21 protein-coding genes are annotated in these 17,989 nt (G+C 31.3%); 18 read left to right on the top strand and 3 right to left on the bottom strand.

Features of this window, described 5'->3' with window-relative positions; translation table 11 throughout:
- The first annotated feature begins 10 nt into the window (after positions 1–10).
- The 7 genes from L8W68_RS03750 (at position 11) to map (ending at position 6,598) form a co-directional block, all read left to right on the top strand.
- Entirely contained in the window at positions 11–658 is a 648-nt protein-coding gene (locus tag L8W68_RS03750) for a ferritin family protein (RefSeq protein WP_012660833.1), read from the top strand.
- Positions 659–712: 54 nt separating this feature from the next.
- Positions 713–1,186, top strand: coding sequence for a DNA-deoxyinosine glycosylase (locus tag L8W68_RS03745; protein WP_263675048.1), 474 nt, complete (start codon positions 713–715; stop codon positions 1,184–1,186).
- Complete coding sequence (locus L8W68_RS03740) at positions 1,186–1,737, top strand: ribonuclease HII (RefSeq protein WP_263675047.1); 552 nt, start codon at positions 1,186–1,188, stop codon at positions 1,735–1,737. Before L8W68_RS03745 ends, L8W68_RS03740 begins: the two co-directional genes overlap by 1 nt.
- 225 nt (positions 1,738–1,962) lie before the next feature.
- The gene (locus tag L8W68_RS03735) at positions 1,963–2,991 is read left to right on the top strand and encodes a tRNA-dihydrouridine synthase (RefSeq protein ID WP_263675046.1); all 1,029 of its coding nucleotides are present in this window, start codon (positions 1,963–1,965) and stop codon (positions 2,989–2,991) included.
- A gap of 98 nt (positions 2,992–3,089) precedes the next feature.
- Positions 3,090–4,373, top strand: a complete 1,284-nt coding sequence (locus L8W68_RS03730; RefSeq protein ID WP_412175555.1) for an aromatic amino acid transport family protein — start codon at positions 3,090–3,092, stop codon at positions 4,371–4,373.
- A gap of 11 nt (positions 4,374–4,384) precedes the next feature.
- Complete coding sequence (locus tag L8W68_RS03725) at positions 4,385–5,752, top strand: L-serine ammonia-lyase (RefSeq protein ID WP_263675044.1); 1,368 nt, start codon at positions 4,385–4,387, stop codon at positions 5,750–5,752.
- Between the two features lie 90 nt (positions 5,753–5,842).
- Positions 5,843–6,598: a type I methionyl aminopeptidase gene (gene map / locus L8W68_RS03720; protein WP_263675043.1), complete on the top strand. Its 756-nt coding sequence runs from the start codon at positions 5,843–5,845 to the stop codon at positions 6,596–6,598.
- Positions 6,599–6,614: 16 nt separating this feature from the next.
- Here the strand turns inward: map and L8W68_RS03715 are convergent, their stop codons facing one another.
- The 3 genes from L8W68_RS03715 to L8W68_RS03705 are packed head-to-tail and all read right to left on the bottom strand — an operon-like array spanning position 6,615 to position 10,668.
- Positions 6,615–8,417, bottom strand: coding sequence for a methyl-accepting chemotaxis protein (locus L8W68_RS03715; RefSeq protein ID WP_263675042.1), 1,803 nt, complete (start codon positions 8,415–8,417; stop codon positions 6,615–6,617).
- Positions 8,401–9,324 carry a cytochrome-c peroxidase gene (locus tag L8W68_RS03710; RefSeq protein ID WP_263675093.1) on the bottom strand — a complete coding sequence of 308 codons (924 nt, stop codon included), beginning with the start codon at positions 9,322–9,324 and terminating at the stop codon, positions 8,401–8,403. The genes L8W68_RS03715 and L8W68_RS03710 overlap by 17 nt, the downstream gene beginning before the upstream one ends.
- A gap of 54 nt (positions 9,325–9,378) precedes the next feature.
- Complete coding sequence (locus tag L8W68_RS03705) at positions 9,379–10,668, bottom strand: MFS transporter (RefSeq protein WP_263675041.1); 1,290 nt, start codon at positions 10,666–10,668, stop codon at positions 9,379–9,381.
- A 135-nt stretch (positions 10,669–10,803) separates the two neighbouring features.
- Between L8W68_RS03705 and infA the strand changes: the two genes are divergently transcribed.
- From infA to L8W68_RS03650, 11 genes are all read left to right on the top strand, one after another.
- A complete protein-coding gene (gene infA / locus L8W68_RS03700; RefSeq protein WP_012660842.1) occupies positions 10,804–11,022 on the top strand; it encodes a translation initiation factor IF-1 in 219 nt (72 codons plus the stop codon).
- Between the two features lie 174 nt (positions 11,023–11,196).
- Entirely contained in the window at positions 11,197–11,310 is a 114-nt protein-coding gene (gene rpmJ, locus L8W68_RS03695) for a 50S ribosomal protein L36 (protein WP_002781429.1), read from the top strand.
- A 3-nt stretch (positions 11,311–11,313) separates the two neighbouring features.
- The gene (gene rpsM, locus L8W68_RS03690; RefSeq protein WP_012660843.1) at positions 11,314–11,679 is read left to right on the top strand and encodes a 30S ribosomal protein S13; all 366 of its coding nucleotides are present in this window, start codon (positions 11,314–11,316) and stop codon (positions 11,677–11,679) included.
- 9 nt (positions 11,680–11,688) lie between these two features.
- Positions 11,689–12,081, top strand: a complete 393-nt coding sequence (gene rpsK, locus L8W68_RS03685) for a 30S ribosomal protein S11 (RefSeq protein WP_012660844.1) — start codon at positions 11,689–11,691, stop codon at positions 12,079–12,081.
- A gap of 30 nt (positions 12,082–12,111) precedes the next feature.
- On the top strand, positions 12,112–12,738 hold the full coding sequence (gene rpsD / locus L8W68_RS03680; RefSeq protein WP_263659172.1) for a 30S ribosomal protein S4: 627 nt from the start codon (positions 12,112–12,114) through the stop codon (positions 12,736–12,738).
- A gap of 14 nt (positions 12,739–12,752) precedes the next feature.
- Complete coding sequence (locus L8W68_RS03675; RefSeq protein WP_039627711.1) at positions 12,753–13,766, top strand: DNA-directed RNA polymerase subunit alpha; 1,014 nt, start codon at positions 12,753–12,755, stop codon at positions 13,764–13,766.
- A gap of 3 nt (positions 13,767–13,769) precedes the next feature.
- The gene (gene rplQ, locus L8W68_RS03670) at positions 13,770–14,123 is read left to right on the top strand and encodes a 50S ribosomal protein L17 (protein WP_012660847.1); all 354 of its coding nucleotides are present in this window, start codon (positions 13,770–13,772) and stop codon (positions 14,121–14,123) included.
- Positions 14,124–14,240: 117 nt separating this feature from the next.
- The gene (hisG, locus tag L8W68_RS03665; RefSeq protein ID WP_039667846.1) at positions 14,241–15,140 is read left to right on the top strand and encodes an ATP phosphoribosyltransferase; all 900 of its coding nucleotides are present in this window, start codon (positions 14,241–14,243) and stop codon (positions 15,138–15,140) included.
- A gap of 9 nt (positions 15,141–15,149) precedes the next feature.
- On the top strand, positions 15,150–16,430 hold the full coding sequence (gene hisD / locus L8W68_RS03660) for a histidinol dehydrogenase (protein WP_263675040.1): 1,281 nt from the start codon (positions 15,150–15,152) through the stop codon (positions 16,428–16,430).
- Positions 16,427–17,494, top strand: a complete 1,068-nt coding sequence (gene hisB, locus L8W68_RS03655) for a bifunctional histidinol-phosphatase/imidazoleglycerol-phosphate dehydratase HisB (protein WP_214135749.1) — start codon at positions 16,427–16,429, stop codon at positions 17,492–17,494. The genes hisD and hisB overlap by 4 nt, the downstream gene beginning before the upstream one ends.
- Positions 17,491–17,844 carry a type II restriction endonuclease gene (locus tag L8W68_RS03650; RefSeq protein WP_263675039.1) on the top strand — a complete coding sequence of 118 codons (354 nt, stop codon included), beginning with the start codon at positions 17,491–17,493 and terminating at the stop codon, positions 17,842–17,844. Before hisB ends, L8W68_RS03650 begins: the two co-directional genes overlap by 4 nt.
- The last annotated feature ends 145 nt before the right edge of the window (positions 17,845–17,989 follow it).

The following is a 17,989-nucleotide window of genomic DNA, read 5'->3' as shown; positions in this document are numbered from 1 at the left end:
AGGATATTAAATGAAACAATATGAAAGTTATAAATGCCAAAAATGTGGCAATGAAGTAGAAGTGCAAAATGTAGGCGGTGGAAAGCTTAGTTGCTGTGGTCAAGAAATGGAGTGTATTACTAAAGATCTAACAGCTGTAAATTTAATGAAAGCTTTTGCTGGCGAATCTATGGCAAGAAATAAATATGATTTATTTGCAGATATTGCTCAAGAAGAAGGTTGGCATGCTATTGCGAAACATTTTAGAGAAGCTGCAGAAAATGAAAAATGGCACGCAAGAGCTGAGTTTAAAGCTTATCATGAATTAGTAGATGGTAAAGCTTTAGAAGAAACTGCTAAAAATTTAATCTGCGCAGCAGAAGGTGAAAACTATGAGCATACCACTATGTATCCAAATTTTGCAAAAATCGCAGAAGATGAGGGCAAAAGAAATATAGCAAGATTATTTACAGCTATAGGTAAAGTAGAAATTGAACATGAAAGAGAATATCTAGCGCTTAAAAAAATGCTTGAAGAAGAAGATTTCTTTAATTCAGAAGTAGAAGAATTATGGGTTTGTGAAGTTTGTGGGCATATACACCGTGGCAAAAAAGCACCAAATGCCTGTCCTTTATGTAAAGCTCCAAAAGAATACTTCAAACGCGAATTTTTAGGATAATTTTAAAAACCTTGATAAAAATGATAAAATATTTTATTTTTATCAAGGTTTAATATGCAAATTCTAACTCATCCTTTCAAACCTTTTTTTGATGAAAACTCAAAAGTTTTAATACTAGGTTCTTTCCCATCTATTAAATCAAGAGAAGAAAATTTTTATTATCAACATAGCAAAAATCGTTTTTGGCGTATTTTTGAAATATTATTTGAGTGTGAGTTAAAAACAGTACAAGTTCAAAAAGATTTTTTAAAAGCAAATCATATAGCACTTTGGGATGTTATAGCAAGTTGTAAGATAAAAAATTCAGATGATAAAACTATTTCTTATGCTAAAGCAAATGATATAAATATGATTTTAGATAAGGCAAATATAGAAAAAATTTGTGTATTAGGTAAAGTTGCAAGTAAATATTTTGCTAAATTTTATCCTGAACAAGAATTTTTTGAACTCCCTTCAAGTTCACCTGCTAATATGAATTATTCTTTAGAAAATTTAGTAGAAAAATATAGCATTATAAAGGAAAGATAATGGCTTTAGTTGGAGTAGATGAGGCTGGGCGTGGGGCTTTGGCTGGAGATATGCACATAGGAGCTTGCAAGCTTTTAAAAAATATTGATGGTTTGGCTGATTCTAAAAAATTAAGCGCAAAAAAAAGAGAAGAATTATATGAGCAAATTCTTTCTAACTCAAATTTTTTAATCCTTGCTTTTTCGCCTTTGCAGATTGATACTTTAGGGCTTAGTCAGTGTTTACAACTAGCTTTAAAAATCATCAAAAAACATTTTAATCAAGATGAGATTTTATATGATGGAAATTTAAATTATGGAGTTTTAGGCATAAAAACCATGGTTAAAGCTGATGTGAAAGTACAAGAAGTTTCGGCAGCTAGTATATTAGCCAAGGTAAGTCGTGATCAAAAAATGTGTTATTTTTCTAAATTATATAATCATTATGATTTTGATAAACACAAAGGTTATGGCACAAAAGCTCATATAGAAAAAATTAAAGTATTTGGTTATTCTCCCTTGCACCGCAAAAGCTTTATGCTAAAGTGTTTTGAGAAAAGCTTATTTGACTAAAATGTGTGGTTTTTACACTTTTTTATTTTAAATTTTCATTTTCTTTGAAAAAAATAGAAAAATTAACATTTGAAATATTATTATTAAGATAAAAAAATATATTCAAAAAATATTTTTTTGATAATTAATTATTAAAATTTACAATATCAATTAAAAATACAATGTATTTTAAGAAAAATTAATTTTTTTCTATTATAGTAATATAAAAATATTTCAAGGGGTATTATGTCTTTACTTTTAAGTGAGCTAAAGATTGGAAATTTTTATGTAAAAAATCGCATTGTAATGCCCCCTATGGATATGTATGAAACACAAGTTTTAGATGGTAAGATTAATCAATTTCACCTGATACATTATGGAGCCAGAGCTTTGGGTGGTGTTGGGCTTATCATAGTTCAAGCTTGTGCGATTAATGAAAATGCAAAAATAGCTGATAATGATATAGGTCTTTGGGGAGATTTTCAAATTCAAGGACACAAAGAACTTGTTGAGCTTTGCCATCATTTTGGAGCTAAAATTGCCATTCAGTTAAACCACAGTGGCCGTAAAAACTCATGTAAAGAAGCCATATTAAAAGCCCCAAGTAATATCGCTTTTAGTGAAAAATTTTCTAAACTTCATGTTTTAAGTAAAGATGAAATTTTACAAATTGAACAAGAATTTATCCAAAGTGCTAAAAGAGCTAAAGAAGCAGGCTATGATGCGATAGAGCTTCATAGTGCTCATGGGTATTTGCTTAGTTCATTTTTATCTCCTTTATCAAATCAAAGAGATGATGAATATGGTGGTAGTTTTGAAAATAGAGCGCGTCTTTTGTGTGATATCATTAAGCGTATAAAAAAAGAAGTTGATATTACTTTATTTGTAAGAATTTCAGCTACAGAGTGGCAAGAGGGTGGTTGGAATTTGGAAGATAGTAAAAAACTTGCCTTGATTTTAGAAAATTTAGGCGTTGATATGTTAGATATTTCAGCAGGAGGAAATATCAACAAACCTTCTTTAGTGCCAAATATAGCACCACTTTATCAAGCTCCTTATGCTAAGGCTTTAAAAGAAGTTGTTAAAATTCCTATATCTTGTGTGGGTCTTATAAATAGTGCTAGCGAAGGTGAGGCTTTGCTTTTGGGTGAGGTGTGTGATTTAGTTTGTTATGGTAGAAAATTATTAAGAAATCCAAATTTTACAAATGAAGCCGCAGTTGCTTTAAATGAAAGGGAAAAAATCACGCCAAACTACTCAAGAGCATATTTGTAAAATAATACAAAAAGTTTTTAGGTAAAAGCTTTTTTTATTATTTTTTACAAGGAGAAAATGTGGATAATCTTAAGTGGAATTCTTTTGATACGCGTTGGATGCTTTCTCTTTTTGGGACTGCAGTTGGTGCGGGGATTTTATTTTTACCTATTAAAGCAGGTGTTGGTGGTTTTTGGCCGGTTGTTGTAATGGCTTTGATTATTTTCCCAATGGTATATTTAAGCCATAGAGCTTTAAGTCGTTTTGTGTGCCAAGCAAATGGTAATGATAAAGACATTACTCATGCGGCTGAAGAGTATTTTGGTAGAAAAGTAAGTATTTTTATTTCTGTGCTTTATTTCTTTGCAATTTTTCCAATTTGTTTAGCATATTGTGTAGGTATAACTAATACTTTTGAGAGTTTTATTTATAATCAATTCTTACCACTTTTAGATCCAAATGGTTCTTTTGCAAGTGCAATTAGTGCTATGTATCAAACAAGTGTTAATGAGCAAGGAAAAACTATAGCTAATTTACTTCCTTTTTATAGAGCGCTTTTTGCTTTTGTTTTGGTAAGTATTTTTATGCTTATTATGCTTTTTAGTGAAGAATTAATCACTAAAGTATGCGAATGGCTTGTATATCCTTTGTGTGCTATTTTATTTTTATTTTCTTTATATCTTATCCCACAATGGTCATTTGAAAGTTTTAGTGCTATTCCAGGAACAAAAGAATTTATCACTATAGTGTGGCTAACTTTACCGGTTTTAGTGTTTTCGTTTAATCACTCACCAGCAATTTCTACTTTTTCTTTAAGTGTAAAAAGACAATATCCTGAAAATTCAGTACAAAAAGCAAATCAAGTATTATTTAGAACTTCTGTAATGTTGCTTGCTTTTGTTATGTTTTTTGTGGTATCTTGTGTGCTTTCTTTAACTCCTGCAGAACTTGCTGAAGCAAGAGCACAAAACATACCTGTACTTTCTTATTTTGCTAACAAACTTGATAATCCATTTATTTCTTATGGTGGTCCATTAATTGCGTTTTTAGCAATTTCTAGTTCATTCTTTGGACATTATTTTGGTGCTAGAGAAGGTGCTTATGGTATAGTTAGAAAATGCTGCAAATTAGCAGGCAATGAAAATCCTGATTTGAAAAAAATCGCAGTTTATTCAACTTTGGTAATGTATATTATTATGTTAATCACTGCTTATGTAAATCCAAGTATTTTAGGCTTTATTGAAAGCTTAGGTGGACCGATTATTGCTGCGATTTTATTCCTAATGCCTATGATTGCAATTTATACTGTTTCTAAAATGAAAAAATTCCAAAACAAAGCTTTAGATGTATTTGTATTTATCACAGGTATTTTGACAATCATCACTGTAATTTATACTTTTTAAGGTGCTAGTGAATGAGTAGTAATTTAAGTATATTTAAAGTTGGTGTTGGTCCTTCATCTTCTCATACTTTAGGACCAATGCTAGCAGGGAATATGTTTTGTGAAAAAATCAAAGATAAAATCACGCAAATTACAAAAATTCAAATCAAACTTTATGGCTCTTTATCACTTACCGGTAAAGGCCATTTAAGTGATAAGGCTATTATATGGGGTTTGAGTGGATTAAAGGCAAAAGAGCTTAACGCTGCTTTGCAAGATCGCGTTTTTAATAAAATTTTGCAAGATAAAATTTTGGTTTTAAATGCTCAAAAAGAATTAAATTTTGATTATGATAAAGATTTGATTTTTGAAAAAGACTTTTTGCCTTTGCACGAAAATGGGTTGAAAGTAAGTGCTTATGATGAAAATGGAGAAATCATTGCTGAAGAAGTTTATTATTCAGTGGGTGGTGGTTTTGTTATGAGTGAAGCTGAGCTTCAAAAACACAAAGATGGAGCTTGTGAGCAAAAACATACTAAATTAGAACTTGATATTAACAACGCAAGTGATGCTTTAAAAATTTGCGAAGAAAAATCATGGGATCTAGCAAAACTTTCTTATGAATATGAGCTTCAATTTCATACAAAAGAAGAAATTAGAGCTTATTGTTTAGAAATTTGGGAAGTGATGCAAGAGGTTTATTATAATGGTATTCACCCAAGCTCAGATTTCCTTCCAGGAAATTTACACTTAAAACGCCGTGCTAAAGGGCTTAATGAGCGTTTGGCTATGACAAGCGATCCTTTAGGAATTATTGATTTTATTTCTTTATATGCTATTGCTATTGCAGAAGAGAACGCAAGTGGAGCTAGAGTAGTAACTGCTCCAACTAATGGAGCTTGTGCTGTTGTGCCTGCTGTAATGCTTTATCTTAAAAACCATACGGTTGGTTTTAATGATGAAAAGGCTATTAATTTTTTACTTACTGCTATGTTAATAGGCTCTTTTTATAAGAAAAATGCAAGCATAAGTGGTGCTGAGGCTGGTTGTCAAGCTGAAATTGGTAGTGCAAGTTCTATGGCAGCAGGAGCTATGGCTACTGTGATGGGTTTTGATGCAAAGATAGCTTGCAATGCTGCTGAAATTGCAATGGAGCATCACTTAGGTTTAACTTGCGATCCAGTAAGTGGTTTGGTGCAAATTCCTTGTATAGAAAGAAATGCTTTTGGGGCGATTAAAGCTATTTCAGCTGCTAGAATGGCAATGAGTAGAAAATCAACTCCAAAAGTAAGTCTTGATGAGGTTATAAAAACTATGTATGAAACCGGCAAGGATATGAACTCAAAATACAAAGAAACTTCTTTAGGTGGCTTAGCTACTAATCTTACAAGTGTATGTTAAAACCTTAAGTTTTAAAACTTAAGGTTTTTTCCTTAAAGCTTTTAAAAGCGCATAAATGCTAAATTTTTAAAAATTTTAAGGAAAATATAAATGATAGAAATCAAAAAACCAGCAGAAATAGAAAAACTACGTAAAGCAAATGAACTTGTAGCTAGAACGCTTGATTATCTAGAAACTATCATAGTTCCGGGTATGAGTTTAAAAGAAATTGACATTAAAGCAGAAGAATTTATACTTGATCATGGTGCAAAACCATCTTTTAAAGGTTTGTATGGTTTTCCAGGTAGTATTTGTATCTCGCTTAATCAAGCTTGCATCCATGGTGTGGGCGATGAGCGTATTTTAAAAGAAGGCGATATTTTAGGGCTTGATGTGGGTACTTGTATAGATGGATATTATGGGGATGCAGCAAGGACTATACCTATAGGTAAAATTTCAGCTACTGATGAAGCGTTAATTGCTTGTGCTAAAGATGCTTTGTATTATGCTATAGATATTATCAAAGAGGGTATGCGTTTTAAAGAGCTTTCTTATGAGCTTGGTGAGTTTATTGCTAAAAGAGGTTTTGTGCCTTTGAAAGGTTATTGTGGTCATGGTATAGGTAAAAAACCACACGGTGAGCCTGAAATTCCAAATTATTTAGAACCAGGTGCTAGTGCAAAAAGCGGACCTAAAATCAAAAATGGTATGGTATTTTGCATAGAGCCTATGGTGTGTCAAAAAGATGGCACACCGGTACATTTAAAAGGCAATTGGGAAGCAGGAAGCAAAGATGGTTTAAATGCGGCTCATTATGAGCATTGTGTTGCCATAATAAATGGTAAGGCAGATATTTTATCCAAGTAAGAAAGTTTAATCTTTCTTACTCGAATGTTTTTAATTTTTCTGAAAGTTTAGAAGCATTTTCTAAAACATCTTGTGAAATTTGTGTTAAATCAAGGGAGTAATTTTTAACACAATTTGCAAGCTCGGTTACTTTTTCTATGTTTTGTTCTAGCTCATTCATTTTAGCTTTTGACTCATCGCTTTTTTCTTCCATGATTTTAGTAGAATGAATACTTGTTTTTAATTTTTCTATAGAAGTTCCAACCTCACCTTGTAAGATATTAGCTTTGTTAGAAGTGTCATTCATGGATTGATGAATTCCATCCATCAAGCTTTTATTATCATTGATTTGTTGTACTATAGTTCTTACGGTTGTTTCTATGGCGACTAAAGATTTTGTGGTTTTATCAGCTAGATTTCTAACTTCATCAGCAACCACAGCAAAGCCACGTCCATGCTCGCCTGCGCGTGCTGCTTCAATAGCTGCATTTAGCGCAAGTAGGTTGGTTTGATCGGCTATGTCTTTTATGGTTGTAGTAACTTCTACTATACTATCAGCACTTTGCACTAGCATATCCATAGCACTTAAAACACTTTGTTCTTTTTCGCCACTTAGTAATATAAGTTCTACTAATTCTTTAAGTGTTGTTTCAACCTCTCCCATCACTTCTTGCATATCATGCATATCATTTATGGTGTTTTTAGCTAGGTTTTGAGTTAAGTCTATATGGCTTTCTAAGATAGAGCTTATTTCATGGACATTAGAAATTTGCTCATGCTGTAAAAGTGAGCTTTGCTGTAAAACTTCAGCATTTTGAGAGAGTTTTTGTGAGCTTTTATAGCTTGAATTTGCAGTTTGTATAGCTTCTAAAACCGAATTTTGCACTATTTGTATAAAAGAGTTTATATAGCCAGCACTTGTAGCTAATTCACTTTTTTTGTCAATATCTAATCTAGCACTTAAATTTGCATGTTCGCCGGCTAAATTTGCACTTAGTTTTTCAAGTAAAGATATAGGTATGATTACTTTTTTTAGTGTTAAAAGTATGAAAAAAATCAACACAGCTAAGGTAAATAAGAAAATTCCTATAGCGGTGTAAAGATTATATTTGTTATTAAGATTGATTTCTTGTGCAATTAAATTTTTATGAGTAATGATTTCTTTTTGTAATTCTTGATCAAGAAAACTTTGAGAATTATCTTTTAAAATTTTAATCTGACTGAGTATCATTTTACAATGTGTGCTAAAAAGCTCAAATAATTCTTGTGGCAATTGAGAGTTTTTTGCATTCAAATTTGCGACAAGATTTTGTAGTCTATTTTGTGCTAAAGGTTCTAATATATCCATAGTTCCTATAATACTTAATATATCTCCTATATAATCTATTTGTTTAGCTTCTTGGATAGTGAGTGCTAGTTGATTTGTTTGTTTGATGATTTCTTGTTGAATTTCATAAAGATAAAGTTTTGAATTTATAGCAATAGAATTAGCTGATTTAAAATGCTGTAATTGAGCATTTTTTTTCTCAAAAATGGTTTGTATTTTTTTGGTGTCTATTTTATTAGCTTTTAAAATTGCTAAAGTATTTTCAAAATCTTGTACCAAAGCAACACTAGTATCGTAATTTTGCAAATTGAGTTTATTTTTAAAAATCTCATCTATTTTGGTATCTAAAATTTCTAATTTTTGAAAAGAACCCATGATGAGTGAATTTCTTTTTGTAGTGTTGTAGGTATTAAAAATAAACAAAGTTAAAGTTAAAAGCAATACCAAAACCACTATAGATAAAGTAATAAATTGTTTTAAAAAAGAAAAAGATTTTTTATTTGAGTGGGTCATGGTATTCTCCTGTTAAAGAATTTAAAAAAGCAACTATATCATCAACTATATTTTGCTCTAAAAATTTACCAAGTTGGTAATAAGCCATAAATTGCACACAAGCATCAAGGGTTGGCATAGAGCCATCGTGAAAATAAGGAGCAGTTTTAGCTATATTTCTAAGGCTTGGTACTTTTACTACAAATTGATCATGAGGATCTTGAGTAATCTCATAGCGTCCTTTCCAGTTTGTTCCATTATCATAAGGCACAAATACCCCCATTTTTTGATACATATTACCACCTATATTTTGTCCTTGATGACACGCTATGCAACCATTTGATAAAAAAGCATTATAACCTCTTTTTGCTTGCTCGCTTATAGCGTTTTTATCGCCCTTTAGGTAGCGATCGAAAGGCGAATTTGGAGTGAGTAAGGTTTTTTGAAATTCAGCTAAAGCATGTGCTATATTATCAAAGGTTATTTCTCCATAAAGTCTTTTAAATTCTTTTTCATAAACAGCATTAGTTTTTACTATTTGCACCACTTCATTTGCGTCTTTTAATCCCATTTCTTTAGGGTTTAACAAAGGATGTTTGGCTTGATCTTGTAAATCTTTTGCATTACCTCTCCAAAATTGCGCTAGATTAAAAACAGCATTAAAATTTGTAGGGGTATGGAATGGTTCATCTACTATACCATTAATACCTGTTGAAAAGGTTTTATTATCAACTCCAAAATTTGCAATATCATGACAGCTATTGCAAGATACTTTTTTATCTTTTGATAAACTTGTATCCATATAGAGTTTTTTCCCTAAAATAGCTTTTTCTTTATCATAAGGTATGCTTTCTGGTATGGGCGTGATCATTTCAAGCGCTAAAAGCGGTAGTAAAGAAAATATTAAAACAATAAAAATTTTCATAATCATTTTCCTTTATTTTTATAAATTTTTAATTAATAATTTTTCTTAATTATAACATTAAAATCTTAATCTCTTATAAGTAAATACAGTAGCTAGCAATGTTATTAATGAAAGAAATAAAATATAAATAAAAATTCCATAAATAAAAGGATTTTCAGGTTTTATAGCTAAAGAGTGCAATGCAAATACAAGTTGAGGTGTAAAACCACCTGCTATAGCATAGGCTATATTATAAGAAAAAGAAATACCACTAAAACGAATACTTGGCTTAAAAATTTTACACATTAAAATAGGTGCTAGAGCATTAATACCACCAAAAAAACATGCGATAAAATAAAAATATATACTTAAATGTAAAATTTGTGCATAGAAAAAATAAAAATAAAAAAAGCATGAAAGACTAAATCCTATTGCAAATACCAAACTAGTCATTAAAAAACCAAATTTATCTACCCAAATTCCAGCAAGCAAGGTTCCGCAAGATAAAATCGCTATTGCAATCATTTGTATTAAAATAGCGTCTGTTTTATCAAGAACTAAAACTTCAGGTATAAAATTTGGCATAAGTAAAATAAGTATGATCACACAAGCTGTAAGCATCCATGTTAAAAGCATAGAAGCGATGATATCTAAAAAAATATTTTTTTCTTTAAAAAGTGTTTTTAAAGGAAATTTTTCTAAATCATTTTCTTGGTGCATTTTTTGAAAAACAGGTGTTTCTTCTAGAAATTTTCTAAGATAGATAGAAATAATCCCAAAAATCCCACCTATGGCAAATGGAATACGCCAAGCATAATCATAAATTGATTCTTGATCAAAGCAATGATTAATTATTAGCGCAACAACACATCCTAAAAGAATACCAAAAGCCATGGAAGCATTAATGGCACTGATATAAAAACTATCTTTTCCATCGGGTGCATGTTCTTTTACAAAAACCCAGGCACCAGGTAATTCTCCGCCTATGGCTATACCTTGAGCTATTCTAACAAGTAGTAAAAAAATAGGAGCTAAATAACCTATGCTTTCAAAAGTAGGTATAAAAGCTAAAGAAAAAGTTGGCACAACCATCAGCAAAATACTAAGCATAAACATTTTTTTGCGACCAAATTTATCACCAAAATGAGCCATAACTATACCACCAAGTGGTCTAGCTAAATATCCTGCCGCAAAAGCTCCATAAGTATTTAAAAGTTTCCAAAAATCACTTAAATCACTTGGAAAAAAATTTCTTGAAATATAATTAGCAAAAAAGACAAAAATTACAAAGTCATAAAATTCTAAGGCCCCACCTAAAGAAGATAAGGAAAGTGTTTTATAATCACTTCTTTTTAAACTTTTTGGCATCTAAATACTTTCTTTTTTGTAGTAATTTTATAATTATAGTAAAAAAATATCATAGTTTGTTAAAAAATATTAAAAAATTAAAAAGAAAAATTGTGTTAAAATAATAGTTTTGTATTTTATAGAAAGGAGAAAGCATTGGCAAAAGATGATATTATCGAAATCGATGGTAATGTAATAGAAGCTTTACCTAATGCAACTTTTAAAGTTGAATTAGATAATAAACATGTAATACTTTGTCATATTGCAGGTAAAATGCGTATGCATTATATTAGAATTATGCCTGGCGATAGAGTTAAAGTAGAGCTAACGCCTTATAGTCTTGATAAGGGTCGTATTACATTTAGATACAAATAAGTCTAAGTTGTTTAAAAGCAAAAGTAAAGTATAATTAGCACTTTTGCAGAAATTGCAATAAAACTGTATGAAGAAGTATTTTCAAAATCACCACTTATTTTGAAAATAGTTGGTTGCTCTAAAAACCTGGTGCAGTTGTAAAAAAAGTGGAATTTACAATAACAGGAGTAAAGCATGAAAGTTAGACCATCTGTTAAAAAGATGTGTGACAAATGCAAAGTAGTTCGTCGTAAAGGCGTAGTTCGCATTATTTGCGAAAATCCAAAACACAAACAAAGACAAGGATAATTTATGGCTCGTATTGCAGGTGTGGATTTACCAAAGAAAAAAAGAATTGAATATGGCTTGACTTATATTTATGGTATAGGTTTGCATACTTCAAGAAAAATCTTAGATAAAACAGGAATTTCTTATGATAAAAGAGTTCATGAGTTAAGTGAAGATGAAGCAGCAGCTATCCGTAAAGAAATTCAAGAAAACTACATGGTTGAGGGTGATCTTAGAAAACAAGTTGCTATGGATATCAAAGCATTGATGGATCTAGGAAGCTTTAGAGGCTTAAGACATAGAAAAGGCTTACCAGTTCGTGGTCAAAAAACAAAAACAAATGCCAGAACTAGAAAAGGTAAGAGAAAAACCGTTGGTGCAAAATCATAAGGATAGAAAATGGCAAAAAGAAAAGTAGTTAAGAAAAAAGTAGTTAAAAAAAATATAGCTAAAGGTATAGTTTATATCAGTGCAACATTTAATAATACTATGGTTACTGTAACTGATGAAATGGGAAATGCTATCGCTTGGAGTAGTGCAGGTGGTTTAGGATTTAAAGGTTCTAAAAAATCAACTCCTTATGCAGCGCAACAAGCAGTAGAAGATGCTTTAAATAAAGCAAAAGAACATGGTATTAAAGAAGTAGGTATTAAAGTACAAGGACCAGGAAGTGGTCGTGAGACAGCGGTTAAGAGTGTAGGTGCTATGGAAGGTATTAAAGTAACTTTCTTAAAAGATATTACCCCATTAGCTCATAATGGTTGTAGACCACCAAAACGTCGTCGTGTCTAAGAATAAGATATAAGATTTAGGAGAATTATAATGGCAAGATATAGAGGACCAGTAGAGAAATTAGAAAGACGACTTGGCGTAAGCTTGGCAATGAAAGGCGAAAGAAGATTAGCAGGTAAAAGTGCTTTAGATAAACGCCCTTACGCACCAGGTCAGCATGGACAAAGAAAAGCTAAAATTAGTGAATATGGACTTCAATTAAGAGAAAAACAAAAAGCTAAATTTATGTATGGTGTTAGTGAAAAACAATTTAGAAGATTATTTAGTGAAGCTGCTAGAAAAGATGGTAATACTGGTGCGCTTTTAATCCAGCTTTTAGAACAAAGACTTGATAATGTTGTTTATAGAATGGGTTTTGCTACAACACGCCGTTTTGCTAGACAACTTGTAACTCATGGACACATTTTAGTAAATGGTAAAAGAGTAGATATTCCTAGTTATAGAGTAGAAGCAGGTCAAAAAGTTGAAGTGATTGAAAAAAGCAAAAACAATCCTCAAATTTCAAGAGCGATCGAACTTACTGCTCAAACTGGTATAGTTGCTTGGGTTGATGTAGAAAAAGATAAAAGATTTGGAATTTTTACAAGAAAACCTGAAAGAGAAGAAGTTATCATTCCAGTTGAGGAAAGATATATCGTTGAGTTGTACTCTAAATAATAAAGGTTTTTGATATGAGACATATTACAACTTCTGCTTATACACCAACAGAGTTTAGTATTGAAAATATCAGTGATACAGTAGCAAAAGTAAGTGCATGGCCTTTTGAAATCGGTTATGCTATTACTTTGGCGCATCCTTTGCGTCGTTTGCTTTATTCAAGCACAGTAGGTTTTGCTCCAACAGGAGTTAAAATCAAAGGCGTAGCACATGAATTTGATAGTATGCGTGGTATGCTTGAAGATGTAGCATTGTTTATTATCAATCTAAAAAAATTAAGATTTAAACTAAAAACAGATTCTGAAAAAGAAATCGTAACTTTTAGTTTTAAAGGACCAAAAGAAATTTGCGGAAAAGACTTAGACAATGAAGTTGTTGAAGTTGTGAATGCAGATAGCTATCTTGCAACGATTAATGAAGATGCAGATTTAGAATTTACTTTAATCATTGAAAAAGGTATAGGTTATGTGCCTTCTGAAGAAATTCAAAATTTCTTAGATCCTGAATTTATAGCACTTGATGCGTTCTTTACCCCGGTAAAACATGCGGTTTATGATATAGAAAAAGTGCTTTTTGAAGATAATCCAGATTATGAAAAAGTTGTTTTTACAATCACAACTGATGGTCAAATTTCACCAAGTGACGCTTTTAAAAATGCTTTAGAAGCAATGTATAAACAATTATCAGTGTTTGATAAAATTACTAATGCACAAAGCGTTGTAAGAAGTCAAACACCAAATAATGAAGTAGAACATGTAAAATTACTTCAAAATATAACTGAGTTAAATTTAAGTGCAAGAAGTTTTAACTGCTTAGAAAAAGCAAATGTAGTTTATATTGGTGAACTTGCTTTAATGAGTGTTAGCGAACTTGCAGATTTAAAAAATCTTGGTAAAAAATCTTTAGATGAGATTAAAAGTGTAATGGAATCTATAGGTTTCCCTATAGGAAATTCAAAACTCAGTGATAGTGCAAAAGAAACGCTAAAGAAAAAAATTACAGAATTAAAAGCACAAAATGAAGGATAATCAATGAGACATAGACATGGATATAGAAAGTTAGGTCGCACTTCTACTCATCGTGCAGCCTTATTAAAAAACCTTACCATTGCTATTATTAAAGCAGGTAAAATAGAAACAACATTACCTAAAGCAAAAGAATTAAGAGGTTATGTTGAAAGATTGATCACTCGTGCAAGAAAAGGTGATTTCAATGCTCACAGAGCAGTTTTTGCTAGCTTGCAGGATAAAGAAGCTACAAATAAACTTGTAACAGAAATTGCACCTAAATTCGCAGATAGAAATGGTGGTTATACAAGAATTATTAAAACAAGAATCCGCCGTGGCGATGCTGCAGAAATGGCTTTCATCGAATTCGTAGCTTAATTTTTAGCCTTTTTAAAGGCTAAAAACTTCTTATTTTTATTTATTTACTTACTATTTTTTGTATTTTTATCCATTTTTTGCTACTATTAATCTTTTTAACTACAAAAAAGGAAAAAAATGCAAGAAAATTCAAGATTACGCATAGCTATACAAAAATCAGGTCGTTTGAGTAAAGATTCTATTGCCTTGCTTGAGTCTATAGGCGTAAAACTTCGCATACACGATCAAAGTTTAATTGCTTTTTCTACAAATTTACCTATTGATTTACTTAGAGTAAGAGATGATGATATACCAGGGTTAATTTTTGATGGAGTAGTAGATCTTGGCATAGTTGGGGAAAATGTTTTAGAAGAAAATGAGTTAGAAAGAAAATCAAAAAACGAAAATGCAGATTTTATAATGCTTAAAAAGCTTGATTTTGGTGGGTGCCGCTTGTCTTTAGCATTACCAGAAAATAGTGAGTATAAAGGTATAGAAAGTTTTAAAAATTTACGCATAGCAACTTCTTATCCACAGCTTTTAAAGCGTTTTATGGAAGAAAATAACATCCCTTATAAAACTTGTATGCTAACAGGCTCAGTTGAAGTAGCACCAAGTGCAAATTTAGCTGATGGAATTTGTGATTTAGTTTCAAGTGGTGCTACTTTAAAAGCAAACGGACTTAAAGAAGTTATGGTAATTTATAAGTCAAAAGCTTGCATTATCCAAAGAAAAGAAAGTTTAGCTTCACATAAACAAGAATTAATCGATAAACTACTCATTAGGATTAATGGAGTTATGCAAGCAAGAGAGTCAAAATACATCATGTTGCATGCTCCTATTGAAAAGTTGGAAAAAATCACAGCTTTATTACCAGGTGTTGAAAAACCTACGATTTTACCTTTAGAAAATGATAAAGCTAGAGTGGCGTTGCATATGGTAAGTCAAGAAAATTTATTTTGGGAAACTATGGAAGCTTTGAAAAAAGAAGGTGCAAGCGCGATTTTAGTTTTACCTATTGAAAAAATGCTCTCTTAAAGGATAAAAATGCAAATACTTGATTTTGAAAAATTAAACCAAAACGAACAAGAATTAGCACTCAAGCGTCCTGCTATAAGCGCTAATGCACAGGTTAAAACCATAGTGGAACAAATCATTGAAGATGTCAAAACAAATGGCGATGAAGCTTTAAAACAAATGGCTATAAAATTTGATAAAGTAGAGTTAAATTCCATCAAACTAAGCGATGAAGAGCTTAGTAATTTAGCAGAGCAAATTGATGATGAGTTAAAACAAGCTATCAAAATAGCTTATGAAAATATCTATAAATTCCACAAAGCTCAAGAAAGTAAAACCATAGAAGTTCAAACCTTTGAAGGGGTAACTTGCATGGTACTAACAAGAGCCATTGAAAAAGTAGGGCTTTATATACCAGGAGGTTTAGCGCCACTTTTTTCAACTGCACTCATGCTAGCTATCCCTGCTAAAATTGCAAAATGTAAATTTATAGCCTTAGCTTCCCCAGCACCACTACACCCCGCCATTGCTTTTGTAGCAAAACTTTGTGAGGTTGATGCAGTGTATCAAATAGGTGGAGCAGGAGCCATAGCAGCACTTGCTTATGGAACGCAAAGTGTGCAAAAAGTAGATAAAATTTTTGGCCCAGGAAATGCCTTTGTAACTGAAGCCAAAAAGCAAGTTAATAATCATGGAGTAGCTATTGATATGCAAGCAGGGCCTTCTGAAGTGTTAGTTTTAGCAGATGAGTTTGCTAATGCTAAATTTATAGCTTCGGACCTACTCTCACAAGCTGAGCATGGAGCAGATTCTCAAGCGATTTTAGTTTGCACAAGTGAAAAATTAGCCAAAGAAGTAGATAGTGAAGTTGCTTTACAGCTTGAAAAACTCTCGCGTAAAGAAATTGCTTCCAAATCTTTAGCACATTCTAAAATCATTCTTGCAAAAGATATAAAACATGCTATAAGTATTTCAAATGACTATGCACCCGAGCATTTGATCATTCATACACAAAATCCATCTAGCTTGCTTGATGATATTGTGCATGCAGGTTCGGTATTTTTAGGTGAGTATTCTCCAGAATCCATGGGAGATTATGCAAGTGGGACAAATCACGTATTACCAACTTATGGTTTTACTAAGTCTTATTCTTCTTTAGGGCTTGCTGATTTTATGAAAAGAATGACCGTACAAGAACTTAGCAAAGAAGGCTTTAAAAAACTTGGGCCTGTGGTGGAAATTTTAGCAGCAGCTGAAGGGCTTGATGGGCATAAAAATGCCGTGAGTTTAAGATTAGAAAGTCTAAAATGAGTGCAAAAATTTTATTTATCGATAGAGATGGCACACTCATTGATGAGCCAAAAGATGATTTTCAAATCGATTCTTTAGAAAAACTTGAGTTTGAAAAAGGTGCCATCAATGCACTTTTAAAGTTAAAAAATTTTGGTTTTAAATTTGTTATGGTAAGTAATCAAGATGGCCTAGGTACAAATTCTTTTCCTAAGGAAAATTTTGACAAGGCTCATGAAAAAATGCTAAGTGTTTTTCAAAGTTGTGGTATAGAATTTGAAGATATTTTTATATGTCCACATTTTGAGCATGAAAATTGTGCCTGTAGGAAGCCAAAAACTGCCATGCTTGAAAACTATATCAAAAATAAACTTTATGATAAAAATAAAAGTTTTGTCATAGGCGATAGAGACAGCGATATGCTTTTAGCGCAAAATCTTGAAATTCAAGGTTTAAAATATGATAAAAATGATTTTAATTGGGAGCAAATCGCTGATTTTATCTTGCAAAATTACCGCAGTGCTTGTATAGAGCGTAATACCAAAGAAACTCAAATTCAAGTTAAAATAGCTTTTAATGAAAAAGCAAAAGCTGATATAAAAACAAATATCGCATTTTTTGATCATATGTTAGAGCAAATTGCTACGCATGCAAATATATCTTTAGAGATAAAATGCAAGGGAGATTTAGAAGTTGATGAACATCATAGCGTAGAAGATGTTGCACTTGCTTTGGGTGAGGCTATTAAAAATGCACTAGATCAAAAAATAGGCATTGCAAGATATGGCTTTGTTTTACCTATGGATGAGTGCTTGGCAAGTTGTGCGATTGACTTTTGTAATAGACCGCATTTAGTTTATAAGGCTAAGTTTAAAAAAGAAAAACTTGGGGAATTAAGCACAGAAATGATAGAACATTTTTTCTACTCACTAAGTTATGCTATGGGTGCGAGTTTGCATTTAAAAGTTAAAGGTAAAAACGATCATCACAAAGCTGAAGGACTTTTTAAAGCCTTTGCAAGAGCTTTAAAAATGGCTATAAAAATAGAAAATGAAAACCTAGCAAGCTCTAAAGGAGTGATATGAAAAATAAACTTAGTTTTGAAAAATTTATAAATAGTTTGCAAGCTACAAATAGACATTTAGATTTTTATGTAGATTGGGAAAAATGTTTAAGAAATAAAAATAAAATTAGCATCTACCTTAATCATTTAAATTTTCTACTAGGAAAAAACGAAAATGAATTAAGGCAATCTATAGAAGAACTTTTTGAAGAATATCCAAAGGCTTTTAATGTTTTAAATGTATTAATTGCGGTTAGAGATAAAGATAAAAAGGACATTATTATAAATCAATTTTCAAATTTTGTATCTTTGGAAGGGTATTTTAAAAATTCAGATAGTGTTTATAATTTTATTTGCGAAACAGGCTTGTGAGATATTTTTTCTACTCACGTGATTAAAATTTTAAATATTTATGTATTCGTTATAGAAGAGTGACTTGATACTAATTAGTGAAAAAATCGTAGTCGTAAAATAATGGAAATGCAATTAAACACAATTTTTACTACAGATTGTTTAA

Origin of the sequence: Campylobacter sp. FU_497, assembly GCF_025772425.1 — a bacterium.
Taxonomy (GTDB): Bacteria; Campylobacterota; Campylobacteria; order Campylobacterales; family Campylobacteraceae; genus Campylobacter_D; species Campylobacter_D lari_C.
Note: the sequence above shows the minus strand (reverse complement) of the source record. Positions and strands in the feature narration are given on the sequence as shown.